This window comes from Pseudomonas flavescens, assembly GCF_013408425.1.
Taxonomy (GTDB): Bacteria; Pseudomonadota; Gammaproteobacteria; order Pseudomonadales; family Pseudomonadaceae; genus Aquipseudomonas; species Aquipseudomonas fulva_A.
This window is the reverse complement of record NZ_JACBYV010000001.1, coordinates 2,834,512-2,857,552: the sequence shown is the minus strand read 5'-3', so window position 1 is coordinate 2,857,552 and position 23,041 is coordinate 2,834,512. Positions and strand designations below refer to the sequence as shown.

The 23,041-nt window shown below is 64.0% G+C and carries 20 protein-coding genes; 16 read left to right on the top strand and 4 right to left on the bottom strand.

What is annotated here, in order from left to right:
- Positions 1 to 30 precede the first annotated feature (30 nt).
- The 14 genes from FHR27_RS12820 (at position 31) to FHR27_RS12755 (ending at position 17,530) form a co-directional block, all read left to right on the top strand.
- Positions 31 to 741: a response regulator transcription factor gene (locus FHR27_RS12820; RefSeq protein WP_042551907.1), complete on the top strand. Its 711-nt coding sequence runs from the start codon at positions 31 to 33 to the stop codon at positions 739 to 741.
- 1 nt (position 742) lies between these two features.
- On the top strand, positions 743 to 2,098 hold the full coding sequence (locus tag FHR27_RS12815; RefSeq protein WP_179538739.1) for a HAMP domain-containing sensor histidine kinase: 1,356 nt from the start codon (positions 743 to 745) through the stop codon (positions 2,096 to 2,098).
- Positions 2,099 to 2,260: 162 nt separating this feature from the next.
- The gene (locus FHR27_RS12810) at positions 2,261 to 4,555 is read left to right on the top strand and encodes a FepA family TonB-dependent siderophore receptor (protein WP_179538738.1); all 2,295 of its coding nucleotides are present in this window, start codon (positions 2,261 to 2,263) and stop codon (positions 4,553 to 4,555) included.
- A 69-nt stretch (positions 4,556 to 4,624) separates the two neighbouring features.
- Complete coding sequence (locus FHR27_RS12805; RefSeq protein ID WP_179538737.1) at positions 4,625 to 6,127, top strand: class I SAM-dependent methyltransferase; 1,503 nt, start codon at positions 4,625 to 4,627, stop codon at positions 6,125 to 6,127.
- Positions 6,127 to 7,083, top strand: coding sequence for an alpha/beta hydrolase (locus FHR27_RS12800; protein WP_179538736.1), 957 nt, complete (start codon positions 6,127 to 6,129; stop codon positions 7,081 to 7,083). The genes FHR27_RS12805 and FHR27_RS12800 overlap by 1 nt, the downstream gene beginning before the upstream one ends.
- Positions 7,084 to 7,250: 167 nt before the next feature.
- Complete coding sequence (locus FHR27_RS12795) at positions 7,251 to 8,174, top strand: ABC transporter substrate-binding protein (RefSeq protein WP_179538735.1); 924 nt, start codon at positions 7,251 to 7,253, stop codon at positions 8,172 to 8,174.
- Positions 8,171 to 9,184 (top strand): FecCD family ABC transporter permease, encoded by a 1,014-nt coding sequence (locus tag FHR27_RS12790; protein WP_042551901.1) that lies wholly within the window; start codon positions 8,171 to 8,173, stop codon positions 9,182 to 9,184. The genes FHR27_RS12795 and FHR27_RS12790 overlap by 4 nt, the downstream gene beginning before the upstream one ends.
- Positions 9,181 to 10,245, top strand: coding sequence for a FecCD family ABC transporter permease (locus FHR27_RS12785; RefSeq protein WP_042551900.1), 1,065 nt, complete (start codon positions 9,181 to 9,183; stop codon positions 10,243 to 10,245). Before FHR27_RS12790 ends, FHR27_RS12785 begins: the two co-directional genes overlap by 4 nt.
- 39 nt (positions 10,246 to 10,284) lie before the next feature.
- On the top strand, positions 10,285 to 11,121 hold the full coding sequence (locus FHR27_RS12780) for an ABC transporter ATP-binding protein (protein WP_179538734.1): 837 nt from the start codon (positions 10,285 to 10,287) through the stop codon (positions 11,119 to 11,121).
- 212 nt (positions 11,122 to 11,333) lie between these two features.
- The gene (gene cysM, locus FHR27_RS12775) at positions 11,334 to 12,239 is read left to right on the top strand and encodes a cysteine synthase CysM (protein WP_042551898.1); all 906 of its coding nucleotides are present in this window, start codon (positions 11,334 to 11,336) and stop codon (positions 12,237 to 12,239) included.
- Positions 12,239 to 13,591 (top strand): 23S rRNA (uracil(1939)-C(5))-methyltransferase RlmD, encoded by a 1,353-nt coding sequence (gene rlmD, locus FHR27_RS12770; protein ID WP_042551897.1) that lies wholly within the window; start codon positions 12,239 to 12,241, stop codon positions 13,589 to 13,591. Before cysM ends, rlmD begins: the two co-directional genes overlap by 1 nt.
- 185 nt (positions 13,592 to 13,776) lie before the next feature.
- Positions 13,777 to 16,023, top strand: coding sequence for a GTP diphosphokinase (relA, locus tag FHR27_RS12765; protein WP_042551896.1), 2,247 nt, complete (start codon positions 13,777 to 13,779; stop codon positions 16,021 to 16,023).
- Positions 16,024 to 16,084: 61 nt separating this feature from the next.
- Positions 16,085 to 16,912, top strand: coding sequence for a nucleoside triphosphate pyrophosphohydrolase (gene mazG, locus FHR27_RS12760; RefSeq protein WP_042551895.1), 828 nt, complete (start codon positions 16,085 to 16,087; stop codon positions 16,910 to 16,912).
- A gap of 78 nt (positions 16,913 to 16,990) precedes the next feature.
- The gene (locus FHR27_RS12755) at positions 16,991 to 17,530 is read left to right on the top strand and encodes a DUF2058 domain-containing protein (protein ID WP_042551894.1); all 540 of its coding nucleotides are present in this window, start codon (positions 16,991 to 16,993) and stop codon (positions 17,528 to 17,530) included.
- Between the two features lie 59 nt (positions 17,531 to 17,589).
- Here FHR27_RS12755 and FHR27_RS12750 read toward each other — a convergent pair whose 3' ends face one another.
- The 4 genes from FHR27_RS12750 to purM all read right to left on the bottom strand — a co-directional run bounded on the left by FHR27_RS12750 (position 17,590) and on the right by purM (position 20,433).
- The gene (locus FHR27_RS12750; protein WP_042551893.1) at positions 17,590 to 17,772 is read right to left on the bottom strand and encodes a hypothetical protein; all 183 of its coding nucleotides are present in this window, start codon (positions 17,770 to 17,772) and stop codon (positions 17,590 to 17,592) included.
- Between the two features lie 227 nt (positions 17,773 to 17,999).
- Positions 18,000 to 18,716: a DUF3108 domain-containing protein gene (locus FHR27_RS12745; protein ID WP_042551892.1), complete on the bottom strand. Its 717-nt coding sequence runs from the start codon at positions 18,714 to 18,716 to the stop codon at positions 18,000 to 18,002.
- Positions 18,701 to 19,375, bottom strand: a complete 675-nt coding sequence (purN, locus tag FHR27_RS12740) for a phosphoribosylglycinamide formyltransferase (RefSeq protein ID WP_179538733.1) — start codon at positions 19,373 to 19,375, stop codon at positions 18,701 to 18,703. The genes FHR27_RS12745 and purN overlap by 16 nt, the downstream gene beginning before the upstream one ends.
- Complete coding sequence (purM, locus tag FHR27_RS12735; RefSeq protein ID WP_179538732.1) at positions 19,375 to 20,433, bottom strand: phosphoribosylformylglycinamidine cyclo-ligase; 1,059 nt, start codon at positions 20,431 to 20,433, stop codon at positions 19,375 to 19,377. The genes purN and purM overlap by 1 nt, the downstream gene beginning before the upstream one ends.
- A 303-nt stretch (positions 20,434 to 20,736) precedes the next feature.
- Here purM and FHR27_RS12730 point away from each other — a divergent pair, with 303 nt between their 5' ends.
- Both FHR27_RS12730 and FHR27_RS12725 read left to right on the top strand, forming a co-directional pair.
- Positions 20,737 to 21,819 carry a DUF2066 domain-containing protein gene (locus tag FHR27_RS12730; RefSeq protein WP_179538731.1) on the top strand — a complete coding sequence of 361 codons (1,083 nt, stop codon included), beginning with the start codon at positions 20,737 to 20,739 and terminating at the stop codon, positions 21,817 to 21,819.
- A gap of 113 nt (positions 21,820 to 21,932) precedes the next feature.
- A complete protein-coding gene (locus FHR27_RS12725) occupies positions 21,933 to 23,003 on the top strand; it encodes an AI-2E family transporter (RefSeq protein WP_042551888.1) in 1,071 nt (356 codons plus the stop codon).
- Positions 23,004 to 23,041: the final 38 nt, after the last annotated feature.

Below are 23,041 nucleotides of genomic sequence, written 5' to 3'. Positions count from 1 at the left end.
GTTCACATTTGCTTTCAGAGCGCTCTCGTCATGATGTCCTCAGCCACCCACGCCATCCGGATTCTCGCGGTCGAAGATGACCCGGCTCTCGCCTCCCACCTGCAGGCTCATCTGCAGGGTTGCGGTTTCGAGGTTACCGTCAGCCGCGACGGTAGCGAGGGGTTGCGCCTGGCTCAGGAGCAGGATTTCGACCTGATCCTGATGGACATTCTGCTGCCCGGCAGCAACGGCCTGGATGTGTTGCAGCGCCTTCGCGAGCGGCGCCATGTGCCGGTGATCCTGATGTCTGCGCTGGGCGCCGAGCAGGATCGCATCGCCGGGTTCAGCAAGGGGGCCGACGACTACCTGCCCAAGCCATTCAGCCTCGGCGAACTCAGCGTGCGTATCGAGGCGATCCTGCGTCGGGTGGCCTACGAGCGGCGTGAGCAGCCGCCGCCCTTGCAGGAAGGCGCGCTGAAATATGACGAAGACCGTTCCGATGTCTGCCATGACGGTCACTGGGCGTTGCTGACACCTACCGAGTACCGTCTGCTGGAAACCTTCTCCCGGCATGCCGAGGAGGTGCTCAGCAAGGCCTTCCTTTATCAGCATGTGCTGCACCGCGGTTATGCCCAGCATGACCGTAGCCTGGACATGCACGTCAGCAACGTGCGCCGCAAACTCAAGCAGATCGGTTACACCGGCATGCGCCTGGAGTCGGTCTGGGGCAAAGGCTACGTGCTGACCGGTCGGGAATCCTGAGGTGCCCGGCCGGCACTCGCTGTTCTGGAAACTGGTCGTCGGGCTGGCGCTGTTCTGCCTGCTGATCATCAGCCTGCATGTGGATCTCGACAAGCGTGTCTACGACTCGATGTCCATTTTGTCCGACTCCAGCCAGCGGGCTATGCGCGGCTTCGCGCAGGAGGCCGAAAGCGCCTGGACAGAGCGAGGAACCCCGGGGCTGGATGATTTTCTCCGTGAGTTGCGCGAGCGCGAGGAGGTCTGGGCCATGGTGGTGAATGACGATCACCGGTCGCTGTCCTCGCAGGCGCTCACTAGAGAGGAGGCGCTACGCCTGGACTTCGTGCGCAGCCTCGATCAGAAGGTCGGGCGGCCAGGCGGGCGGCCGACCTTTTACGTGCCCTTCAGTGACGGCCATACCCGTCTGGTGATGGAGCTGCCGCCACGGCTGGACCCGCGCTACTACCAGCCGCTGTGGGAGTTTTTCCTGCGCCAGGTGCTGCCGGCCTCGCTCGCCATACTGCTTGGCACCTTGCTGTACCGCCTGTTCATCGCGCCGCTGGTGATCCTGCGCCGCCAGGCCAATGCCCTGAGCGCCGGGGACCTGAGCGCTCGCGTGGGGCCACCGGTGGCGGCTCGCAAGGACGAGCTCGGTGAGCTGGGACGGGCTTTCGATCACATGGCCGAGCGCCTGCAGGGCACCGTTGCCTACCAGCGCCGCCTGCTGCGCGACCTGTCCCATGAGCTGCGAACGCCCTTGAGTCGCCTGCGCGTTGCCGCTGACGGCGAGAGCGACCCGCAGGTGCTGCGCCAGCGTCTGGATCGTGAAATCACCATCATGCAACGCCTGGTGGAAAACTCTCTGGAGCTGGCCTGGCTGGATTCCGAACGCCCGCAGTTCGCCCGTGAGCCGATTCGCCTGGTGCAGCTCTGGGACATGCTGGTCGAGGATGCCTGTTTCGAAACGGGCTGGTCGAGCGACCAGTTGCAGTTCCAGGTGGATGAGAGCTGCCTGGTCGCCGCCAACCTGACCAGCCTCGCCCAGGCCCTGGAGAACCTGCTGCGCAATGCCATCCGCCATTCGCCAGCCGACGGCAGGGTGCGTTTGCTGGGAGAGCTGGAAGGGGATAGCTGGCACCTGCGCCTGGTCGACGACGGGCCGGGCATCGATGTCCGTTATCTGGAGACCATCTTCGAGCCCTTCTCGCGGCTGGACAGCGCACGACCCGGTGACGGTGGCTTTGGCCTCGGCCTGAGTATCGCCCGTAGTGCCATCGCCTTGCAGGGCGGCCGCCTGTGGGCCGAAAGCCCCCCCGGCAGCGGCCTGCACATGCATCTGCTGCTGCCAGCCGCCGAGCTCCGGGAGCAAAGTGTATAGAGTGTAAATGACGTTTACTCTCATATGATATTTACTATCATTTGCGCCGTTATGACGGCGGGGACGCCTCTAGAATGGCTGCCTGAGTAATCAGTTCCGACATCCCCGTCCGCCGATTTCTGCCCGCTTGGGCATGACGCGTATGGGGTTGAAGGGACGTCTATGAATCCGAAGTACAAACCGAATCTGCTAGCCACGGCCATCATGCTGGCGTTCAGCGCGCCAGCGGCGGTGTATGCGCAAGTGACCGAAATTACCCTCGACGAGGCGGCAGCCAGCGGCGAAGGCAGCGTTTCTGCCGAGGGAACACGCGCACTGGAAATCGGCGAGACCCGGGTCATTGGTACGGCCGAGCAGGAGCTCAAGCAGGCCCCCGGGGTGTCGGTGATCACTGCTGACGACATTCAGCGTCACCCGCCTGCCAACGACCTCTCGGAAATCATTCGACGCATGCCTGGCGTAAACCTGACAGGCAATAGCGCCAGTGGGCAATTCGGCAACAGCCGGCAGATCGACCTGCGTGGCATGGGCCCGGAAAATACCTTGATCCTGGTCGATGGCAAGCCCGTCACCTCGCGTAATTCGGTGCGCATGGGCCGCTCCGGCGAGCGTAACGGTCGCGGCGACAGCAATTGGGTACCGGCCGAGGCGGTTGATCGCATCGAAGTGCTGCGTGGCCCGGCTGCTGCGCGTTATGGCTCGGGTGCCGCAGGTGGTGTGGTCAATATCATCACCAAGGCGCCTGGCAAAACGGTTTCAGGCTCCGTCACTGCATATACCAACATTCCGGAAGACAGCGATGAGGGCGCGACCCGTCGCTTGAGTTTCAACACAGCAGGGCCGCTGACAGAAGATTTGTCCTACCGTGTCTATGGCAACTTCAACAAGACTGACGCCGATGAGCCGACGCTCAACGGCGAGCATGCGGCCGGTACCAATCCGGCTCCTGCAGGGCGTGAGGGCGTGCGCAACAAGGATCTCAATGCGCTGCTGCGTTGGGATATGAATGATCAGCAAACTTTGGAGTTCGAAAGCGGTTTTAGCCGTCAGGGCAACATCTACGCTGGCGAGCGCGCCCAGGATCACCCCAGTACGATCGCCAATACCACCGGCCTGCTGGGCCGGGAAACCAACACCATGTACCGCCAGACTGCCGGCGTTACCCACCGTGGTGATTGGGATTTCGGCACCTCGCAGCTCGGTCTTTCCTACGAGAACACTCGCAACCGTCGCATGTCCGAAGGCCTTGCCGGTGGGCCGGAAACCGGTATCAACGGGACGGATAAGGCGACCTCCGAGCTGCAGAACTACCGCCTCTTCGGTGAGCTCAACCTGCCGCTGGAGCTAGGTTTCCACCAGACCCTGACGGTCGGTGGTGAGTTCGTGCGCGAAGAACTGGACGATCCGTACTCCAACAGCCAGTCGGGTAGCTACAACGGCGCAACGCTGCCAGGCATGAGTGCCGGTGGGCGCAGCGGGGAGTCGGACGCCGACAACTATGCGCTCTATATCGAGGACAATATCGAGCTGACGCCGGACTGGACGCTGACGCCTGGCCTGCGCTTCGATGACAACAGCATCTTCGGCAGCAACTGGAGCCCGAGCCTCAACAGCTCCTACAAACTGACCGACACCATTACCCTCAAGGGGGGAGTGGCCAAGGCGTTCAAGGCGCCCAATCTGTATCAGTCCAACCCCAACTACGTGTATTTCTCGATGGGTAATGGCTGCCCGATCAACTCCCCGAATCAGGGCGCCGGTTGCTACATCCTGGGTAACGAGAATCTCGATGCCGAGACCAGCATCAACAAGGAAATCGGCATCGCGTTCGATGACGCGGGCTGGATCGCGGGGTTGACCTACTTCCACAACGACTACAAGGACAAGATCGTCGCCGGCATGGGCAACGGCAGCGGTCCGGTTCAGCTCATTCCTGGTACGGGTACCAATGTCGCACAGGTTTTCGAGTGGGAAAACGCCCCCAAGGCCATCGTATCCGGCTGGGAAGGGAACCTCACGGTCCCGCTGCTCGGCACCCAGGGCGAGACCCTGAGCTGGAATACCAATTTCACCTACATGATCCAGAACAAGAACAAGAGCACCGGCGAGCCGCTGTCGGTGATTCCGAAGTACACCGTCAACTCCATGCTCGACTGGAGCGTCACCCAGGCGCTGGATCTGTCGCTGATCGTCACCCATTACGGCAAACAGGAACCGCGACGTCTGACCACCGATGGTGGCGCTGCCAGCGGCGATGCCTTGCGGGCACGTGATCCCTACACGCTGGTCGGTCTGGGGGCCAACTACGAGCTGAGCGAAAACTGGCGTTTCGCGGCTGGTGTCAGCAACCTGTTCGACAAGCAGATCCGCCGCGAGAGCATTTCCGGTGCCGAAGGCGCCAACAACTACAACGAGCCAGGTCGAGCGTTCTATGTCTCCGCGACCACCTCGTTCTGACTAGTCGCATCCAGGCCATCGCCCCTTGCACAGGGCGATGGCTTTTCGCGTTTCTACGGATCGAGATCCATGGCTGCCGAGTACATCACCGACGTTCCCTATCCGCATTTCTTCCAGCGGGAAACCACGCCGATCTGGCTGAGTTTCGCGGCCCGTGCGCTGGGGCGTGCGAGCCCCGACTTGCGTCAGCCATTCGTGTCCTGCGAGCTGGGTTGCGGTCAGGGCTTCGCCACCGTGCTGCAGGCTGTGGCCAACCCCCATGGGCATTTCGTTGGAGTGGACTTCAATGCTCGGCACATCGCCCACGCCCGAGCGTTGGCCAAGGCCGCAGGCGTGAGCAACGTGGAGTTCGTCGAAGACAGTTTCCAGGCCATGCTGGAGAACGCCAGCCCATCGCCACGATACGATTTCATCATCCTGCACGGCGTGTACTCCTGGGTTCCCTCGGCGGATCGGCAACGGCTCCGGCAGTTCGTCGAGCGGCAACTGAAGCCGGATGGCATCGTATTCCTCGGCTACATGGCACAGCCCGGGCTGGACTTCTTCGCGGCGCCTCGACGTTTCGTGCAGCAATACGCACAGACCCTCTGCGGCTCTTCCGCGCAACGCGTCGTCGAAGCCTTGCGTGCACTGCAGCGTCTGTGCGCGAGTGGTGCGGGGTTGTTCGCCCATGATCGGCAAGTAGCCGGGCATATCGAGCGCAGCCTGCAGGACGACCCTTGTTACCTTGCCCACGAGTTGCTCAACGAGCACTGGTCGACGCTGCCGGTCGCCGAGGTGATGGCGGACTTCGAGTCGTGCGGCACGGGGTATATCGGCAGCGCCAGCCTGATGGACAACATCGACGACCTGTCCCTGCCGGCGAACGTCATCGAGCAGCTCGCCGGGCTGCAGGGGGCTGCCCTGCGGGAAACCTTCAAGGATCTGGCACGCAACCAGACCCAGCGCCGCGATCTCTACCAGCGTGGCGGCAGCACGCTCGACGAATACGCGCACAAGGCTGCCTTGTTCGATCAGGTAGTGGCCGCGTTACCGGGGGCGCCGGCCAGCGGGGGCGTGACATTCGATACGCGGATTGGCGCGGTCGAGGGCGCCGAGCAGCTGTTCTCGCCGATTCTGCAGGCCCTGGCGCAGCGTCCGCAGAGCTTTCCCGCTTTGTTGAGGTTACCCGCGCTGGCAGGGCAGGCAGGGAGTATCAGCCCGGCGCTGCAAGCACTGGCTGCCGCCGGGCACGTGCATCCCTTGCTGCCCGGCCAGATCGATCTGGCGGGCTGCCAGGCCTTCAACAGAGTGATCAGCGAGCGCGTTCTTGGCGGTGCTCGCTATTCCCATCTGGCGGCGCCAAGTCTGGGCTCAGGGATCTCCGCTAATTTCGTCGAGATGGCTGCCGCGCGGGTTCTGCTCGACCATCCGCACTTGCGTGGCGCGGCGCTTCGCCAGACCGTGGACGCCTTGCTGCGAAAGGTCGGCTGGCAGCCCCTGGCCAACCCCGTGGATCCCCTGCAGGCCCAACTGAGCCGCTTCGAAAGCGACACGCTGCCCATCTGGCAACAACTCGGTGTGGTGGGCTGATGAACGCATGGCTGGGCATCTTCGTCCTGTTACTGACAATCACTGGTGTCGCCGTGGCCAGGCCGGATCTTTCCCAACCGCTGGGGCCGACCCTGGCCGATCACGGTTCTGCCCATTACCGTTTCACCCAGCAGGATCTGGCTTCCGTTGACGGCCAACGCCATTACCGCATCTGGATCGCTACCCCCAGACAGGCCGCGCCTGCCTCTGGCTATCCGGTGCTTTACCTGCTCGATGGCAACGCCGCGCTCGGTGCATTGCAGGAGCAGCAGTTAGTTGACCTGGACCGGCGTGGACCGCCCGTGCTGGTGTTCGTCGGTTATGCCACTGACCTGCGTTTCGATGCGACTGCCCGGGCGTACGACTACACACTACCGCTGCCCGGCGGCGAACCGGTGATCGACGATATAGCCCGTCAGCGCCACGGCGGGGGGGCGGATCTGTTCCTCGATCTGCTCGAGCAGCGCATCAAGCCGCTGGTCCAGGCTCGGGTCAGCATCGACCCGCAGCGACAAAGTCTGTGGGGACACTCCTATGGCGGTCTGCTGACCCTGCACGCGCTGTTCACCCGTCCTGACAGCTTCCAGCGCTACATCGCTGCCGATCCTTCGCTGTGGTGGCAGAGCGGTTTCATTCTTCAGGAGGCCCGGGCGTTCATCACCAGAGGGCAGGCGTTCGACCTGACGCTGCTGACCGGGGGCGCAGAGCGCAAGCGCCCGCCTGTCGACAAGGACGAGGCCCCGCACGTGCGCGCGCGCCGCGAGGCCACCGCAGCAGTACCGGCCAACGCCGCCGAGCAACTGGTCGAGCGCCTGGCGGCCATCCCGCAAGCCCGCGTTCGCTATCGGCGCTATCCGGAACTGAGTCACGGCCCGATGCTGCCGGCCTCGCTCGGCCCGGCTCTGCGCCTGAGCGCCGGAGACGATACCGCCGTTGCCCGAGTGGTGCCGCAATGAGCCGGTTCGGCGCGGCGGCGATGCACCCGGAATTTACATATGTAAATGAAAATCCTGAACATTTTTGCCGCAGTATGGCTGCTGCCGCGAAGCCAGGACCGTGCCACTGCGCTGCGACCGCCTGCAGGGCGCAGCCGTTCGTTTCACCCTAAAGAAAGGAGGTTTCGATGATTGCTAGCTTATCCCGATGCTCACGCCTGCTGGCGTTTTCCGGCCTGGTCGCGCTGTTGCCACTGGGCAGTGCCGTGGCCGAATCACGCACCCTCGATACGGCCTTCGGTGCGCTCGAGTTGCAGGGCACGCCGCAGCGTGTGGTCACCCTGGGCGAGAATGCACTGGATGTCGCCCTGGCCGTTGGCGTCAAGCCCCTGGGCAGCGTTGCCACGCGCGGTGGCAGCGATGTGTCGGCGTACTTGAAGAGCAAGGCGGGTGATATCCGCATCGTCGGCACCGCCCGGGAAACCAATCTGGAGTCGGTGTTCGCCCTGCAGCCGGATCTGATTCTGGCTTCGCCGGAGCTCACCCGGGATCAGTACCAGAAGCTCAGCCTGATCGCGCCGACCGCGGTGCCCAAGGGCAACTCGTTCCAAGACTGGCGCAATAATGTCGAGTTCTATGGCAAGGCTCTTGGCAAGGTCGATGAAGCCAAGGCCGCCATCGCCGCGGTCGACACGCGCATCCGGAGCATCAAGAGCAGGGTCGAGCCGGGGCAGGTCGCTTCGGTGGTGCGCTGGAGCCCGCAGGGGCCGGGCGTGATGTCCCAGCACCTGTTCGTGGGCCAGCTGCTGAGCCAGCTTGGTTTCAAGGGCACGGCAATGGCGGCGGAACTGACCAGCAAGCCCCATAGCGATGCCCTGAGCCTAGAGAACCTGTCGCGCATCGACGGTGACTGGCTGTTCCTTGCCACCCTCAACGCCGATGGCGACAAGGCCCTGGAGCAGGCCCGCCAGCAGCCGGCATTCGCGCGCCTGAAGGCGGTCAGCAGCGGCCATGTGCAGAGCGTCGACGGGCAGATCTGGAGCAGTGGCAGCGGGCCGCTGGCTGCCAACGTGATTCTCGATGACGTGGAGAAGGCCGTCGCCTCGCAATGACCGTGGATGTGAAGGGCGGTCGTCCGCCACTGGCCAAAGCGCTGGCGGGGGTGGCCGCGTCGTTGGCGCTATTGTGCGTTGCCAGCCTGCTGATCGGCGCGGGGGAGGTCGGTATCACCCGGAGCCTGTGGGCGCTGTTTGGCGCTGCGGATGACGAAGCGCGCTTCGTGCTCTTCGAGTTGCGCCTGCCCCGCACGCTGCTGGGTGTGCTGGTCGGCGTCGCGCTGGGGGCCGCTGGTGTGGTGCTGCAGTCGGCGACCCGCAATCCGCTGGCCGAGCCCGGTCTGCTGGGCGTGAGTGCCGGGGCGTCCTTCGCGGTGGTGGTGGCGATCAGTCTGGGCGCCAGTGCGGCCACCCTGAATCTCGGCGTGGCCATCGCGGGCGCCATGGCGGGTTGCCTGCTGGTATTGCTGGTCACCCAGGTGCGTGGTGTCGGTGACGATCCGGTGCGCCTGGTGCTGGCCGGTGCAGCCTTCTCGGGCATTCTCACCGCCATCAGCACCTTGATTCTGCTGCACGACCAGCGCAGCGCCGACGAGATTCGTTTCTGGATCATCGGTGCCCTGGCCGGTCGCCCTCAGGATGTATTGACCTGGAGTACGCCTGGCCTGGTGCTGGGCTTGCTGCTGCTCGTGCCGTTGATCCGCCCGCTGGCTGCCCTGGCCCTTGGCGAGAAGATGGCCACCGGTCTCGGCCACCATCCTGGCCTGACCCGGCTTGGCGCCTTGCTGGGCGTGGCCGTGCTGGTCGGTACCGCCACGGCGGCGGCCGGCCCGATGGCCTTCGTTGGCCTGGTCGTGCCGTTCGTGGCGCGTCGCCTGCTGGGGCCGGACATTCGCCGCACCATCGGTGCGTCGCTGTTGCTCGGGCCGATCATCGTGTTGTTCGCCGATATCCTGTCGCGCCTGCTGGTCAGCCCCTACGAGCTGCCGATTGGCGTGGTGACCGCCCTGATCGGCGCGCCGGTGCTGATCGCCGTGGTACGTAGCCACAGGTTGCCGACCTTATGAGTGGCCCTCTGTCGTCCATGCCCAAGGCACCGAGCGGATACTGGTTGCTGGCGTTTGGCTCGCTGCGCGTGCTGTTGAACAGGCGTGGCGTGTTCGCCGCACTGGGGCTCTCGGCGGCAATCGTGCTCATCACCGGCATCAGTCTGGCCTCCGGCGCCGCTGGCCTGTCCCCATGGACGGCCCTGGCGGCTGCGTTTGGTCAGGGTGAGCCCATGCACGTGTTTCTGGTTCAGGAGCTGCGCTTGCAACGCCTGGTCGCCGGTCTGCTCACCGGCGCGGCGTTCGGGATTGGTGGCTGCTTGCTGCAGACCCTGGCGCGCAACCGCCTGGCTACCCCGGGAGTGATCGGCATCGACGACGGCGCCACGGCCTTCGCCGTGGCGTCCATCGTTGCCGTACCCACCACCCTGGCACCTTCCGCGCTGGCGCTTACCGGCGCTACCACTGCGGCGGTGCTGGCTTTCGGTCTGAGTGCCGGTGCGGGTGCCCGGGGCTATCGCTTCATCGTGGTCGGCATCGCCGTGGGTGCCGTGTTCGGCGCGCTGACCAATTTGATGCTGGCACGCGCCGATATCGATGCCGCCAACGTGGCCTACCCCTGGACGGTCGGCAGCCTCAACGCGCGCCCCGCGCTGGCCATCTGGCTACTGGGTATCGGCCTGACCCTGTGCCTGCCACTGGTCAAGTACCTGGCTCAGCGCCTGGAACTGATGCGTTTTTCCGACAGCGTGGCGGTGGGGCTTGGCGTGCGTCTCAGGGCCATGCGCCTGCTGACCCTGATCACTACGGTACTGCTCACCGCGCTGGCCGTTGCGGTGGCCGGGCCGGTGGGGCTGGTGGCCCTCGCCGCGCCGGAGATGGCCCGCTACCTGAGTGGCCATCGCGGCGTGCCTGTGCTGTGTTCGGCATTGGCGGGTGCGCTGTTGATGACCTGTGCGGACTGGGTCGGGCGTACCTGGCTGGCACCCATCGAAATTCCCGTCGGGGTGATCACCGCCGTGGTTGGCGGGCCCTATTTGCTGTGGATCCTGTTGCGCCAGCCGTCGCGCAGACTGACATGAAAGGCCGCCCCCATCGGCGGCCGCTGCGGAGTTGAGCCGATGACTACGTCCAAGCTGTTCGCCACTCGGCCCGAGGCCGAGGTTACCCTGCAGGCCGAGGGCCTGAGCCTGGGTTACCCCCATGCAGCGATCATCGAGCGCTTGTCCCTGCGCATTCCGTCAGGACAGGTGACCGCCATCGTCGGCCCCAATGGTTGTGGCAAATCGACCTTGCTGGCCGGCCTGTCGCGTTTGCACAAACCCAGTGCCGGCGCGGTGCTGCTCAACGGCCGGGCCATCGGCAGCCTGCCGTCCAAACAGGTGGCGAGGCAACTGGCACTGCTGCCCCAGGACGCCACGGCACCCGACGGCCTGACCGTTTCCGAGCTGATCCGCTTCGGTCGCCAGCCGCACCAGAGCCTGCTGCGTCAGTGGTCGGCGGACGACCAGGCCATCGTCGAAGAGGCGCTGCGCGTGGCCGACCTGCAAACACTGGCCGAGCGTCCGCTGGAGTCGATGTCCGGTGGCCAGCGCCAGCGCGCCTGGATCGCCATGGCGGTAGCGCAGCAGACGCCGTTGCTGTTGCTCGACGAACCCACCTCGGCGCTTGATTTAGGCCACCAGATCGAAGTGTTCGAGCTGATCCGCAGCTTGGCGTCGGTGGGCAAGACCGTGGTGATGGTGGTACACGACCTGTCCAGCGCCTGCCGCTATGCCGATCATCTGGTGGCGATGAAGGCGGGGCGTATCGTCGCCGAGGGTTCGCCGGTCGACATCGTCACACCGGCACTGGTCGAGGAGCTCTACGACGTACGCTGCACGCTGATGCGCGATCCGCTCAGTGGCACCCCGGTGATCGCGGGTGTCACGAGGGGCGCCCGCACGGCCGAGGGTTGAACCTCCGTGAATCCTAGACCGATCCGTTATTAGCTTAGATCGTCTTGTTTGATGGTCTTGATCCGTTGGCCTGCGACGCAGAGGGCTGGGGCTCCAGCGCTACCCGACAGCCGTTGCCAGCCAGTCGACGGCGATGCAGGTGATAGTAGGGCTCGGACCTTTTTGCCGGTATCATTACCGCCCCCTGCAGCCGTCTGGACTCGATCGACGCTATGACCCCGCAATACCCCACGATCGCCGAATGCGTCGGCAATACGCCTCTGGTTCGCCTGCAACGACTGGCCGGCGATACCAGCAACACCCTGCTGGTGAAGCTCGAAGGCAATAACCCGGCCGGCTCGGTGAAAGATCGCCCGGCATTGTCGATGATCACCCGTGCCGAACTGCGCGGTGACATCGAACCCGGCGACACGCTGATCGAGGCGACTTCGGGTAACACCGGCATCGCACTGGCCATGGCCGCAGCGATCAAGGGCTACAAGATGATCCTGATCATGCCGGACAACTCCAGTGCCGAGCGCAAGGCGGCGATGACCGCCTACGGCGCCGAGCTGATCCTGGTGAGCAAGGAGCAGGGTATGGAGGGTGCCCGCGATCTGGCCCTCTCCATGCAGGCCGACGGCCGCGGCAAGGTGCTCGATCAGTTCGCCAACGGCGACAATCCGGTTGCCCATTACACCGGTACCGGCCCGGAAATCTGGCGCCAGACGGGCGGGCAGATCACTCACTTCATCAGCTCCATGGGAACCACCGGCACCATCATGGGCGTGTCGCGTTACCTCAAGGAGCAAAATCCGCACGTGCAGATCGTCGGTCTGCAGCCTATGGAGGGCTCGGCGATTCCGGGCATCCGTCGCTGGCCGGAAGAGTACCTGCCGAAAATCTTCGAATCCGAGCGTGTCGACCAGATCGTCGACATGGCGCAGGCCGAGGCCGAAGACGTGATGCGTCGCATGGCACGCGAGGAGGGTATCTTCTGCGGCGTGTCCTCCGGCGGTGCGGTCGCGGCCATGCTGCGCCTGTCCAGGCAACTGGAGAATGCGGTACTGGTCGCCATCATCTGTGATCGCGGTGACCGCTATCTGTCCACTGGCGTGTACGACGCCACGGAGAACTGATGGCCGGCAAGAATGGCGGTCTGCGCTTTCAGCCAAGCGGCGGCACGCGAACGGCTCAGGTGCCCGTCGGCAAGAAACAGCGTCTGAAGATCGAGCGGCTGGCCAATGACGGCCGCGGTATCGCGTTCATCGAAGGTCGAACCTGGTTCGTCAGCGGCGCGTTGCCCGGTGAAGAGGTCGAGGCGCGGGTGCTCGGTGCCCGCAGCAAGGTCGTGGACGCGCGTACCGAACGGGTCTTCCAGGCCAGCTCAGAGCGCCGCGACGAGCCGTGCGTACACGCCCGCGTGTGTGGCGGCTGCAGCGTGCAGCACATTGCCCATGGCGAACAGCTTGCCCTGAAGCAGCGCATGCTCGCCGAGCAGCTCGAACGTCTTGGCGGCTTGCGACCCGATATCTGGGCCGAGCCGCTGAGCAGCCCCGAATTCGCCTACCGCCGCCGTGCACGTATCGCCGTCCGTTGGGACATGCGCGGCAAGCGCCTGGAAGTTGGCTTCCGCGCGGCGGCCAGCCAGGACATCGTCGCCATTGGCGACTGCCCGGTACTGGTCGAACCGCTGCAGCCGATCCTGCGTGCGTTGCCCGCGTTGCTCGGCGGATTGCAGGCACCTCGCGCCATCGGTCATGTCGAGCTGTTCCAGGGCACCGCCAGTGCCGTTCTGGTGCGCCACACCGACGCCTTGAGCGAGGTGGACCAGGCTCGACTGCAAGCCTTCTGCACGGTGCATCGCGCGCAGCTGTGGCTGCAGGGCGAGGGTGAGCCTCAGCCGGTGGATGCCGCGCAGCAACTGGGCTATCGGCTGGACACCTGGAACCTGCAGTTGGCTTACCGGCCGGGTGACTTCGTGCAGGTGAATGCCGCCGTCAACGAGGCGATGGTGGCCCAGGCCTTGCACTGGTTGGCGCCGCGTAGCGATGAACGGGTGCTGGATCTGTTCTGCGGGCTCGGCAACTTCGCCTTGCCGCTGGCCCGGCAAGCGCGCGAAGTGATCGCCGTGGAGGGCGTGCAGGCCATGGTCGAGCGTGCGGCAGACAATGCCCGCGCCAACGGCCTGGGCAATGCGCACTTTTATCAGGCCGACCTGTCCAAACCGCTGACCGATACTGACTGGGCTGCGGGCGGTTTCGACGCTATTTTGCTCGACCCGCCACGTGATGGTGCGCTGCAGGTGGTTCAGCGGATCGCGGGCCTCGGCGCCAAGCGGCTGGTTTACGTATCCTGCAACCCGACTACCCTGGCGCGGGACAGTGGCGAATTGTTGCAACAGGGTTATCGACTGAAAAAAGCCGGTATTCTGGACATGTTTCCGCAAACGGCACATGTTGAGGCGATGGCGCTGTTCGAGCGCTCATGACATGCCTGGGGGCGCGCTGGGCAACTGTCCATCGGATGCCTCTCCAGGCCTCGGGCAGGTTCCGAGATGTAGGTAGATAATAAGTGCAATGGCGCACAGGGATTGCGCCGATGTGGTCAAACCGACCGGCTCGCAGAAGCCAGGCGACATTTAGTGGGGCACGCCCCGCTGTAGGGAAGGTAAAGATGGTTCAGGTTAGAGTGCACCAGCCCATCAACGATGATGGCAGTATCAATCTCGAGGCCTGGTTGGAGCACGTTACGAGTGTCGACCCCGCACTCGACCGTGATGCTCTGCGTGACGCTTGTGAGTTTGCCCGAGCGGCCGAGCAGCAGGCCAACGCAGCACAGAATCTGTGGACCGAGGGCTCGTCCAGCTACAGTGCCGGGCTGGAAATCGCCGAGATCCTCGCCGACCTCAAGCTCGATCAGGATTCCCTGGTCGCTGCGGTGATTTATCGCGGCGTGCGCGAAGGCAAGATTCCCCTGGCTGACGTCCGTCAGCGCTTCGGCCCGGTAGTGGGCAAGCTGATCGAGGGGGTGCTGCGCATGGCCGCCATTAGCGCCAGCCTCAATCCGCGTGGCGAGTCCCTGGTGCTCGGTTCCCAGGCCCAGGTCGACAACCTGCGCAAGATGCTGGTGGCGATGGTCGATGACGTACGCGTCGCCTTGATCAAGCTGGCCGAGCGAACCTGTGCGATCCGCGCGGTGAAGGACACCGACGAGGAGCGTCGTCAGCGTGTCGCCCGTGAAGTCTTCGATATCTATGCGCCGCTTGCCCACCGTCTGGGCATTGGTCATATCAAGTGGGAGCTGGAGGACCTGTCCTTCCGCTACCTCGAGCCCGAGCAATACAAGCAGATCGCCAACCTGCTGCACGAGCGCCGGCTCGATCGCGAGCACTACATCAACGAAGTGATGGAACAACTGCGCGACGAACTGGAAGCCACCGGCATCAAGGCGGACATCAGCGGCCGGGCGAAACATATCTACTCGATCTGGCGCAAGATGCAGCGCAAAGGCCTGCAGTTCAGCCAGATCTATGATGTGCGTGCGGTACGCGTACTGGTGCCCGCGGTGCGCGATTGCTACACCGCGCTGGGTATCGTGCACACCCTGTGGCGGCATATTCCCAAGGAGTTCGACGACTACATCGCCAACCCCAAGGAGAACGGCTACCGCTCGCTGCACACCGCCGTGCTGGGGCCCGAGGGCAAGGTGCTGGAGGTGCAGATTCGCACCTCCAACATGCACGAAGAGGCCGAACTCGGCGTCTGCGCCCACTGGCGCTACAAGGGCACCGACGTCAAATCCGGTTCCAGCCATTACGAAGAGAAGATTTCCTGGCTGCGCCAGGTGCTGGAGTGGCACGAGGAGCTGGGCGACATCGGCGGTCTGGCCGAGCAGTTGCGTGTCGATATCGAGCCCGACCGAGTCTACGTATTCACCCCTGACGGCCATGCCATCGACCTGCCCAAAGGCGCCACGCCGCTGGACTTCGCCTACCGCGTGCATACCGAGATCGGTCACAACTGCCGTGGCGCCAAGATCAACGGTCGCATCGTGCCGCTGACCTACAGCCTGCAGACCGGCGAACAGGTCGAGATCATCACCAGCAAGCAGGGCACGCCGAGCCGTGACTGGCTGAACTCGAACCTCGGTTACATCACCACCTCGCGGGCGCGGGCGAAGATTGTCCACTGGTTCAAGTTGCAGGACCGCGACCAGAACGTCGCTGCCGGCAGAACCATGCTCGAGCGCGAGCTGGCGCGGGTAGCGCTGCCACCGGTGGACTTCGAGAAGCTCGCCGAGAAAGCCAATCTGCGTACCGCCGAGGATATGTTCGCGTCCCTGGGGGCCGGCGACTTGCGTCTGGCGCAACTGGTCAATCTCGCTCAGCAACTGGTAGAGCCGGAGCGTGGGCACGAGCAGCTCGAGCTGATTCCACGCAAGGCGCAGGGCTTCAAGCCTGGCAAGCGTGGCGACATCCAGATTCAGGGCGTCGGCAACCTGATGACGCAGATGGCCGGCTGTTGCCAGCCGCTGCCGGGGGACCCCATCGTCGGCTACATCACCCTGGGGCGCGGTGTCAGCATCCATCGTCAGGATTGCGCGGCGGTCCTGCAACTCGGTGGGCGCGAGCCGGAGCGGATCATTCAGGTCAGCTGGGGCCCGGTGCCGGTGCAGACCTACCCGGTGGACATCATCATTCGTGCCTACGACCGCTCCGGTCTGCTGCGTGACGTGACCCAGATGCTGCTCAACGAGAAACTCAACGTACTGGCGGTCAACACCCGCTCCAACAAGGAAGACAACACGGCGTCGATGTCGCTGACCGTTGAGATTCCGGGGCTGGATGCGCTGGGGCGTCTGCTCGGCCGCCTGTCGCAGTTGCCCAACATCATCGAAGCGCGGCGCCATCGGGCACCTTGAGCCGCTAGACAGGGGGCAAGGCGCACCTGCGCCTTGCCCCCTGTATCGACTGGAAGACTTCATGTACCAACTTACCGACCTGCTCAACCTCATGGCCCGCCTGCGTGACCCGCAGCATGGTTGCCCCTGGGATCTGCGTCAGTCCTACGCCAGCATCGTGCCGCACACCCTCGAAGAAGCCTACGAAGTAGCGGATGCCATCGAGCGCGAGGCCTTTGCCGAACTGCCCGGCGAGCTCGGCGACCTGCTGTTTCAGGTGGTTTACTACAGCCAGCTGGCCAGGGAAGAGGGGCGTTTCGAGTTCGCCGACGTGGTCGATGGCATCACCCGCAAGCTGGTTCGTCGCCATCCCCATGTATTTCCCGATGGCGACCTGTACGGCCCCGTGGATCAGCCACGGCTGAGCGAGGCCGAGGTCAAGCAGCGTTGGGAGACCATCAAGGCCGAAGAGCGTGCCGAGCGCTCAGCGGCACCTCAGCAACTGTCATTGCTCGATGACGTGCCCAATGTGTTGCCAGCCCTGAGCCGCGCCAAGAAGCTGCAAGGCCGGGCCGCTCGGGTCGGTTTCGACTGGCCCGATGCACTGCCGGTGCTCGACAAGGTGCGCGAAGAGCTGGACGAGGTGCTCGAGGCGATCAGCGAAAACGATCCGCAAGCCATTGCCGAGGAAATCGGTGACCTGCTGTTCAGCGCCACCAATCTGGCGCGGCATCTCAAGGTCGATCCGGAAGCGGCGCTGCGGGCAGCCAATGAAAAATTCGAGCGGCGCTTCCGTTTTATCGAGCAGGCATTGCGCGAAGCAGGGCGCCCCATCGAGAATTGCACACTGGATGAGCTCGATGCCCTGTGGGGTGAGGCCAAGAAGAACGAGAGGCAGCGAGGCTGCTGAACCGGGGTGGCACTGTCGCCTTGATGGAAATCCGATGGGCGTGCCCATCTCATTAAATTGTCTGCGGATAGGTAGGTTATGGCGATTTCATTACGTGACCAGTTGCTCAAGGCCGGGTTGGTCAACGAGAAGCAGGTCAAGCAAGCCAGCAAGCAACAGCACAAGCAGCAGCGAATGGTGAAGAAGGGGCAGGCCGAGGAGGACAAGTCCGGTCAACTGGCCGCCCAGCAGGCCAAGGCCGAGAAAGCCGCCCGTGACCAGGAACTCAACCGCCAGCAACAGGAAAAGGCCGAGCAGAAAGCCCGTGCTGCGCAGATCAAGCAACTGATCGAAATTTCCCGGTTGCCCAAGCTGACCACCGAGGATTATTACAACTTCGTCGACGACAAGAAGGTCAAGCGCCTTTCGGTCAATGCGCTGATGCGCGACAAGCTGAGCCGAGGCTCCCTGGCCATCGTCCGTCATGGCGGCGGCTACGAGGTGATTCCCCGTGAAGCGGCGCTGAAGATCCAGGAGCGCGACCCGCAGCGTATCCTGTTGCTCAACACGCCAACCGAAGCGCCGGACGAGGATGATCCGTACGCTGCGTATCAGGTGCCCGACGACCTGATGTGGTGAGTGCCTGACAGTGAAAATTGAAAAGCCCGCGATCCGCGGGCTTTTTGTTGCGATTCCGATCAGTGCGAGTGGGCGACTTCGGAGGACTCCAGTTCCGCCTGGTAGGCGACTGCCTCTTCTTCAGAGGGGAATATGCCGACCAACTGGTCGTTCTGGTGGACGTCCCAGATGCGTTTGCCTTCGGCCTGGGCTTCATGAGACATGTGGTGTTCGTCACGCTCGGTCACTACTACTACGCTCATTGTTCTTTCTCCAGTTTTGCCGGATAGATGCGGCGCAAAGCCTTCACGGTCGCGCTTAGCCTGCTAAGCAACGACACGATTAGGACTGTAGTAATTAGTTACAAGTTCCGCAAGCGCTTCGCTTGGCGATTGGCGATGGCTCTAGAATGGGCCGCCTGGCCTGGCGGTATTCTGCAGGCATGAAAAAGCCGGGACATGCCCGGCTTCTCGTTTCCTGCTGCTCGACGTCAGTCGCGGCGGCCTTCGACGGGTTTGCCGTCGACCGTGCCCGACTTGAGCATGATCTGGTATTCCTTGCCGTCCTTCTCCACTTGGTGCAGGCGCACCAGCAGGTAGTCCCAGTCCTTGGCGAACCAGAGGATGGTCTTGCGGCTGCTCTGCGTGGGGTCACGCACGCGTTCGACCTTGATCGCATCGATCAGTCCGGCGCTGGTGCGCACCACTTCTTCGCCAAGCACACGGAAGTCGTAGGTTTCGATTTCGTCACCGTCGACCACCTGATAGCTCATGCTCTTCTCGCCAGCGGCAACGTCATGCTGCAGGACGAGCTGGTAGGTGGACTTGTCCTGCATGCCGCGGTTGAGCGGAAAGCGCACGGGGTCGCCACGGTCGCTGCCGATCACCTGTTTCTGCGACCAGTCGAAATCGAATTCGACATCCTTGCTCTTGCCCAGGCCGCTGCGTTCGAACTTGTAGCTCTGCGGCAGGAAGGCATCGTCCTCGACCGTGAAGGTGCTCTGCTCGGTCAGGCCGGCGACCAACATCGAGGCCTTGAAGACCAGCTGCCAGCGTCCATCGTCTAGTTTCTGCAGGCTGCGTTCGGCCGAACCGCTGACCGGTACCTGTTTCCAGTCGGCGGTATAGCTGGCGGAGAAGGGCTTGGGCTCTTCGGCGAGGGCAGGCAGGCTGAACAACGCCAGGGCTAACATTAGGGCGCGGCGCATGGAGTCTCCTTGCTGTTGATGAGGTAGCCGGTAGCCGGCAATGCATTGCCGTCGAGCAGCGGGCCCGACTCGCCGAGGCGCAAACGGCCTTCGGCGAACCAGCGTACGGCGAGCGGGTAGATCTGGTGCTCCTGCACGTGAACCCGCTGCGCCAGGCTGGCGGCAGTGTCTTGCGACTGTACCGGGATTACTGCCTGTACGACCAGAGGGCCACCATCGAGTTCCTCTGTCACGAAGTGCACGCTACAGCCATGCTCGGCGTCTCCGGCTTGCAGAGCGCGCTGATGGGTGTGCAGGCCTTTGTGGCGAGGCAGCAGCGATGGGTGAATGTTCAGCAGGCGCCCATGGTAGTGGCGCACGAACCCGGAGGTGAGGATGCGCATGAAGCCTGCCAGCACCACCAGTTGTGGCGCGAAGTCATCGATGGCCTGCATCAGCGCCTGGTCGAAGGCATCGCGCCCGTCGTATTCGCCATGCTCCAGAACGCGGGTCGCGATACCCGCGTCCCGCGCTCGCTGCAGGCCGAAGGCATCGCTGCGATTGGCGATCACCGCGGCGACTCGCGCCGGGTTTTCGCCCTGGTCGATGCTGTCGATCAGCGCCTGAAGATTGCTACCGGTGCCGGACAACAGCACCACCACGTTACAGGGTCGCGGCATCAGTGGCTTTTCAGGTTGTTCAGCACGACGCGCTCGGCACCTTCGGCGGCCGCGGCGATCTGACCGATGACCCAGGGCTGCTCACCAGCGGCGCGCAGGGTCTGCAGGGCGACTCCGACATGCTCCTGGGCTACGCAGATGACCATGCCCACGCCGCAGTTCAGCACGCGGTGCATTTCGTGCTCGTCGACGTTGCCTTTTTCCTGCAGGAAGTCGAATACCACCGGACGCTGCCAGCTGGCCACGTCGATCACTGCCTGGGCGTTGTCCGGCAGCACGCGCGGGATGTTGTCGAGCAGGCCGCCGCCGGTGATGTGGGCCATGGCCTTGACCGCGCCAGTGTCCTTGATCAGCTTGAGCAGGGGTTTGACGTAGATGCGCGTCGGAGCCATCAGCAGGTCGGCCAGCGGTTTGCCATCGAGTTCGGTCTTCTCGATGTCGGTAGCGGACACTTCGAGGATCTTGCGGATCAGCGAGTAGCCATTGGAGTGCGGGCCGGAGGAGGGCAGTGCGATCAGTGCGTCGCCGGTAGCGACCTTGGAGCCGTCGATGATCTCGGCTTTTTCCACGACGCCGACACAGAAACCGGCCAGGTCGTAGTCTTCACCTTCGTACATGCCAGGCATTTCTGCGGTTTCGCCGCCGACCAGCGAGCAGCCGGCCAGTTCGCAGCCGGCGCCGATACCGGTGACCACGGTGGCCGCCACGTCGACGTTGAGCTTGCCGGTGGCGTAATAATCGAGGAAGAACAGCGGCTCGGCGCCGCAGACCACCAGGTCGTTCACGCACATGGCGACCAGATCCTGGCCGATGCTGTCGTGCTTGTTCAGGTTCAGGGCCAGGCGCAGCTTGGTGCCCACGCCGTCTGTGCCGGAGACCAGTACGGGTTGCTTGTAGCCGGCCGGGATCTCGCACAGGGCGCCGAAGCCACCCAGGCCACCCATGACTTCAGGACGGGCGGTGCGCTTGGCTACGCCCTTGATGCGCTCGACCAGGGCTTCACCCGCGTCGATATCTACACCTGCGTCCTTGTAGCTGATGGAGGGTTGCTTGCTCATAGATCCAGGCCTTTGGAAGGGGAAAAGTCGGAATAGCACCGGCCCCTCGGGGCCGTTCTGCGAAGGCGCGCGATTTTATCAGGCTTGCCCGGCAGCGGCCAGCCACAGCGCCGGGCGGAGGCTGATCGATATGTCCTGCGAGGTTCGAAAATGAAACCCACGCTCTGGGCGCAGGTCACAAACGGACACGGCACCAGCGTCTGACGTGGCAACGCGGCTTGCGATGCGAGGGCAACAGCCCCTAAGGTATAACGCCTCGGCTTCTGCCGTGCGCCGTCTTCTTTCCGTCGAGAGTCCCAATTCATGCGCCCGACCTTCCGCCCGCTGCTTCTTTGCCTGTCGCTCCTCAGTCTGCCGACCCTGGCGGCTACGGTCAGTGACCTCTATCAGGTGAAGGAGCCGGTCGCCAGCCAGCAGCCCGAGGAACGTGATGCCGCCCTGCAACGTGCCGTAGAGACACTGGTGCTGCGCCTGACCGGCAAACCTGAGGCGGCCAAGGGCAGTGCGCTGGCGGAGCTGCGCAAGGACCCTCAACAGATCGTCAGTCAGTACGGCTACGAGGGTGATCACCTGGTGGTCGATTTCGATGCCGTGTCCACGGATCGCTCGCTGCGCCAGGCCGGGCTGCCGCTGTGGGGTGTCAATCGCCCGGCCATTCTGGCCTGGTGGCTGAACGATACGGCCAACGGCTCGAACATGGTCGGCGATGGTCAGGCCAGCGCCGAACCCCTGCGGCTGGCTGCGCAACACCGCGGTCTGCCGTTGCGCCTGCCGCTGGCGGATCTTAGTGAGCAGTTGCTGGCGACCAGCGAAAATCTCGCTGCGAAGGATCCGGATTCCCTGCGCTCGGCCTCCGAGCGCTACGGCGCCGACGCGTTGCTGGCCGTTCGTGCCAGCGAGGCCGATGGCAAGTGGCAGGCCAGTTGGCAGCTGTGGCTGGGCGAAGAGCGCGAGCAGGGCAAGGCCGAAGGTGCCGATCAGGCTGCTCTGGCCGATGCCGTGCTGCTGGCGGTGAGCGAGCGCCTGGCACCACGTTTCGTGGTTGCGCCGGGCGCGAGCACGACCCAAACCGTGGAAATCATCGGTGCCGATCTGTCGCGCTACGCCGAGCTGCAGCGCGTGCTCGAACCCTTTGGTGCGCAGCTGCAGTCGGTGCAGGCCGATCGCCTGACCTACAGGGTCAGCGCCAGCGTCGAACAGTTGCGTACCCAGCTGGGCTTATTGCAGTTGCGTGAGGTCTCCGCCGCCGAGCTGGCTGCCGAGGCACCCGCTGAAGCCGAGGCGCCGGAGCCCGTGGATGCGGGCCAGGTGCCTGCCGAACCTCAGGCAACACCTCCCGCGCCCGCCATCGTGCCACGTGACGATGTCCTGCGCTTTCGCTGGTAGACTGCCCGCAATCTGAACCGAACCGTTTCGCTGTCGACTGCTCCGGGCTCCCGCCGCTTGCCCGCGGCAGTCGAGCGCGCCGTGATCCGTCACTTCCCCCCTGAGGATTGAGCATGCCCCTTTCGTCTCGCTGGCTATGGATAGCTGCATTGCTGGTGCTGGGTGGCTTTCTGTACGTGTTGCATCCCATCCTTTCGCCTTTTCTGATCGGCATCCTGATCGCCTACCTCGGTGATCCGCTGGTGGATCGTCTCGAGCGTCTGAAACTGTCGCGCACCTGGGGCGTGATCGTGGTGTTCACGCTGTTCACGTTGCTGATAGCGCTGGCGATGCTGGTGCTCATCCCGATGCTCGGCAAGCAGCTGGCGCGCCTCTACGAACTGCTCCCGCAGATGCTCGACTGGGCGCAGAACCAAGCGTTGCCGTGGATTCAGGTCAAGCTGGGGCTCAACGAGGGCTTCTGGCGCTTCGATCAGCTCAAGGCGGCGATCTCCGGCCATCTGGGGCAGACCACCGATATCGCCGGGCTGATTCTTTCCCAGGTGACGGCGTCGAGCCTGGCGCTGATGGCCTGGGTCGCCAACCTGCTGTTGATTCCGGTGGTCAGCTTCTACCTGATGCGTGACTGGGATCTGCTGGTCGCCAAACTGCGCAGCCTGGTGCCGCGCGACAACGAAGGCGTCGTGGTGAAGCTGTTCGCCGAGTGCCACGAGGTGCTGGGTGCCTTCCTGCGTGGGCAGTTGTTGGTGATGCTCGCACTGGGTGTGATGTATTCGGTCGGCCTGATGGCCATCGGCCTGGAACTGGGCTTGCTGATCGGCCTGCTGGCCGGCCTGGCCAGCATCGTGCCTTACCTCGGTGTGGTGGTCGGGATCGGTTCGGCGCTGATTGCCGGACTGTTCCAGTTCGGCGGCGATCCCTATCCGCTGCTGGCCATCGCCGGGGTATTCGTGGTTGGGCAGATGCTCGAGGGCATGCTGCTGACTCCGCTGCTGGTCGGTGATCGCATCGGCCTGCACCCCGTGGCGGTGATTTTCGCCATCATGGCGGGCGGCCAGTTGTTCGGCTTCACCGGCATTCTGCTGGCTTTGCCGGTGGCGGCGGTGATCATGGTGCTGCTGCGCCATGTGCACGATCTGTACAAGCAATCCGAGGCTTACAGCGGAGAGAAGCCCGGCGCCTGAAATCCCTGGCATGGCCGCTGCCAGGTACCGGCGTCTCG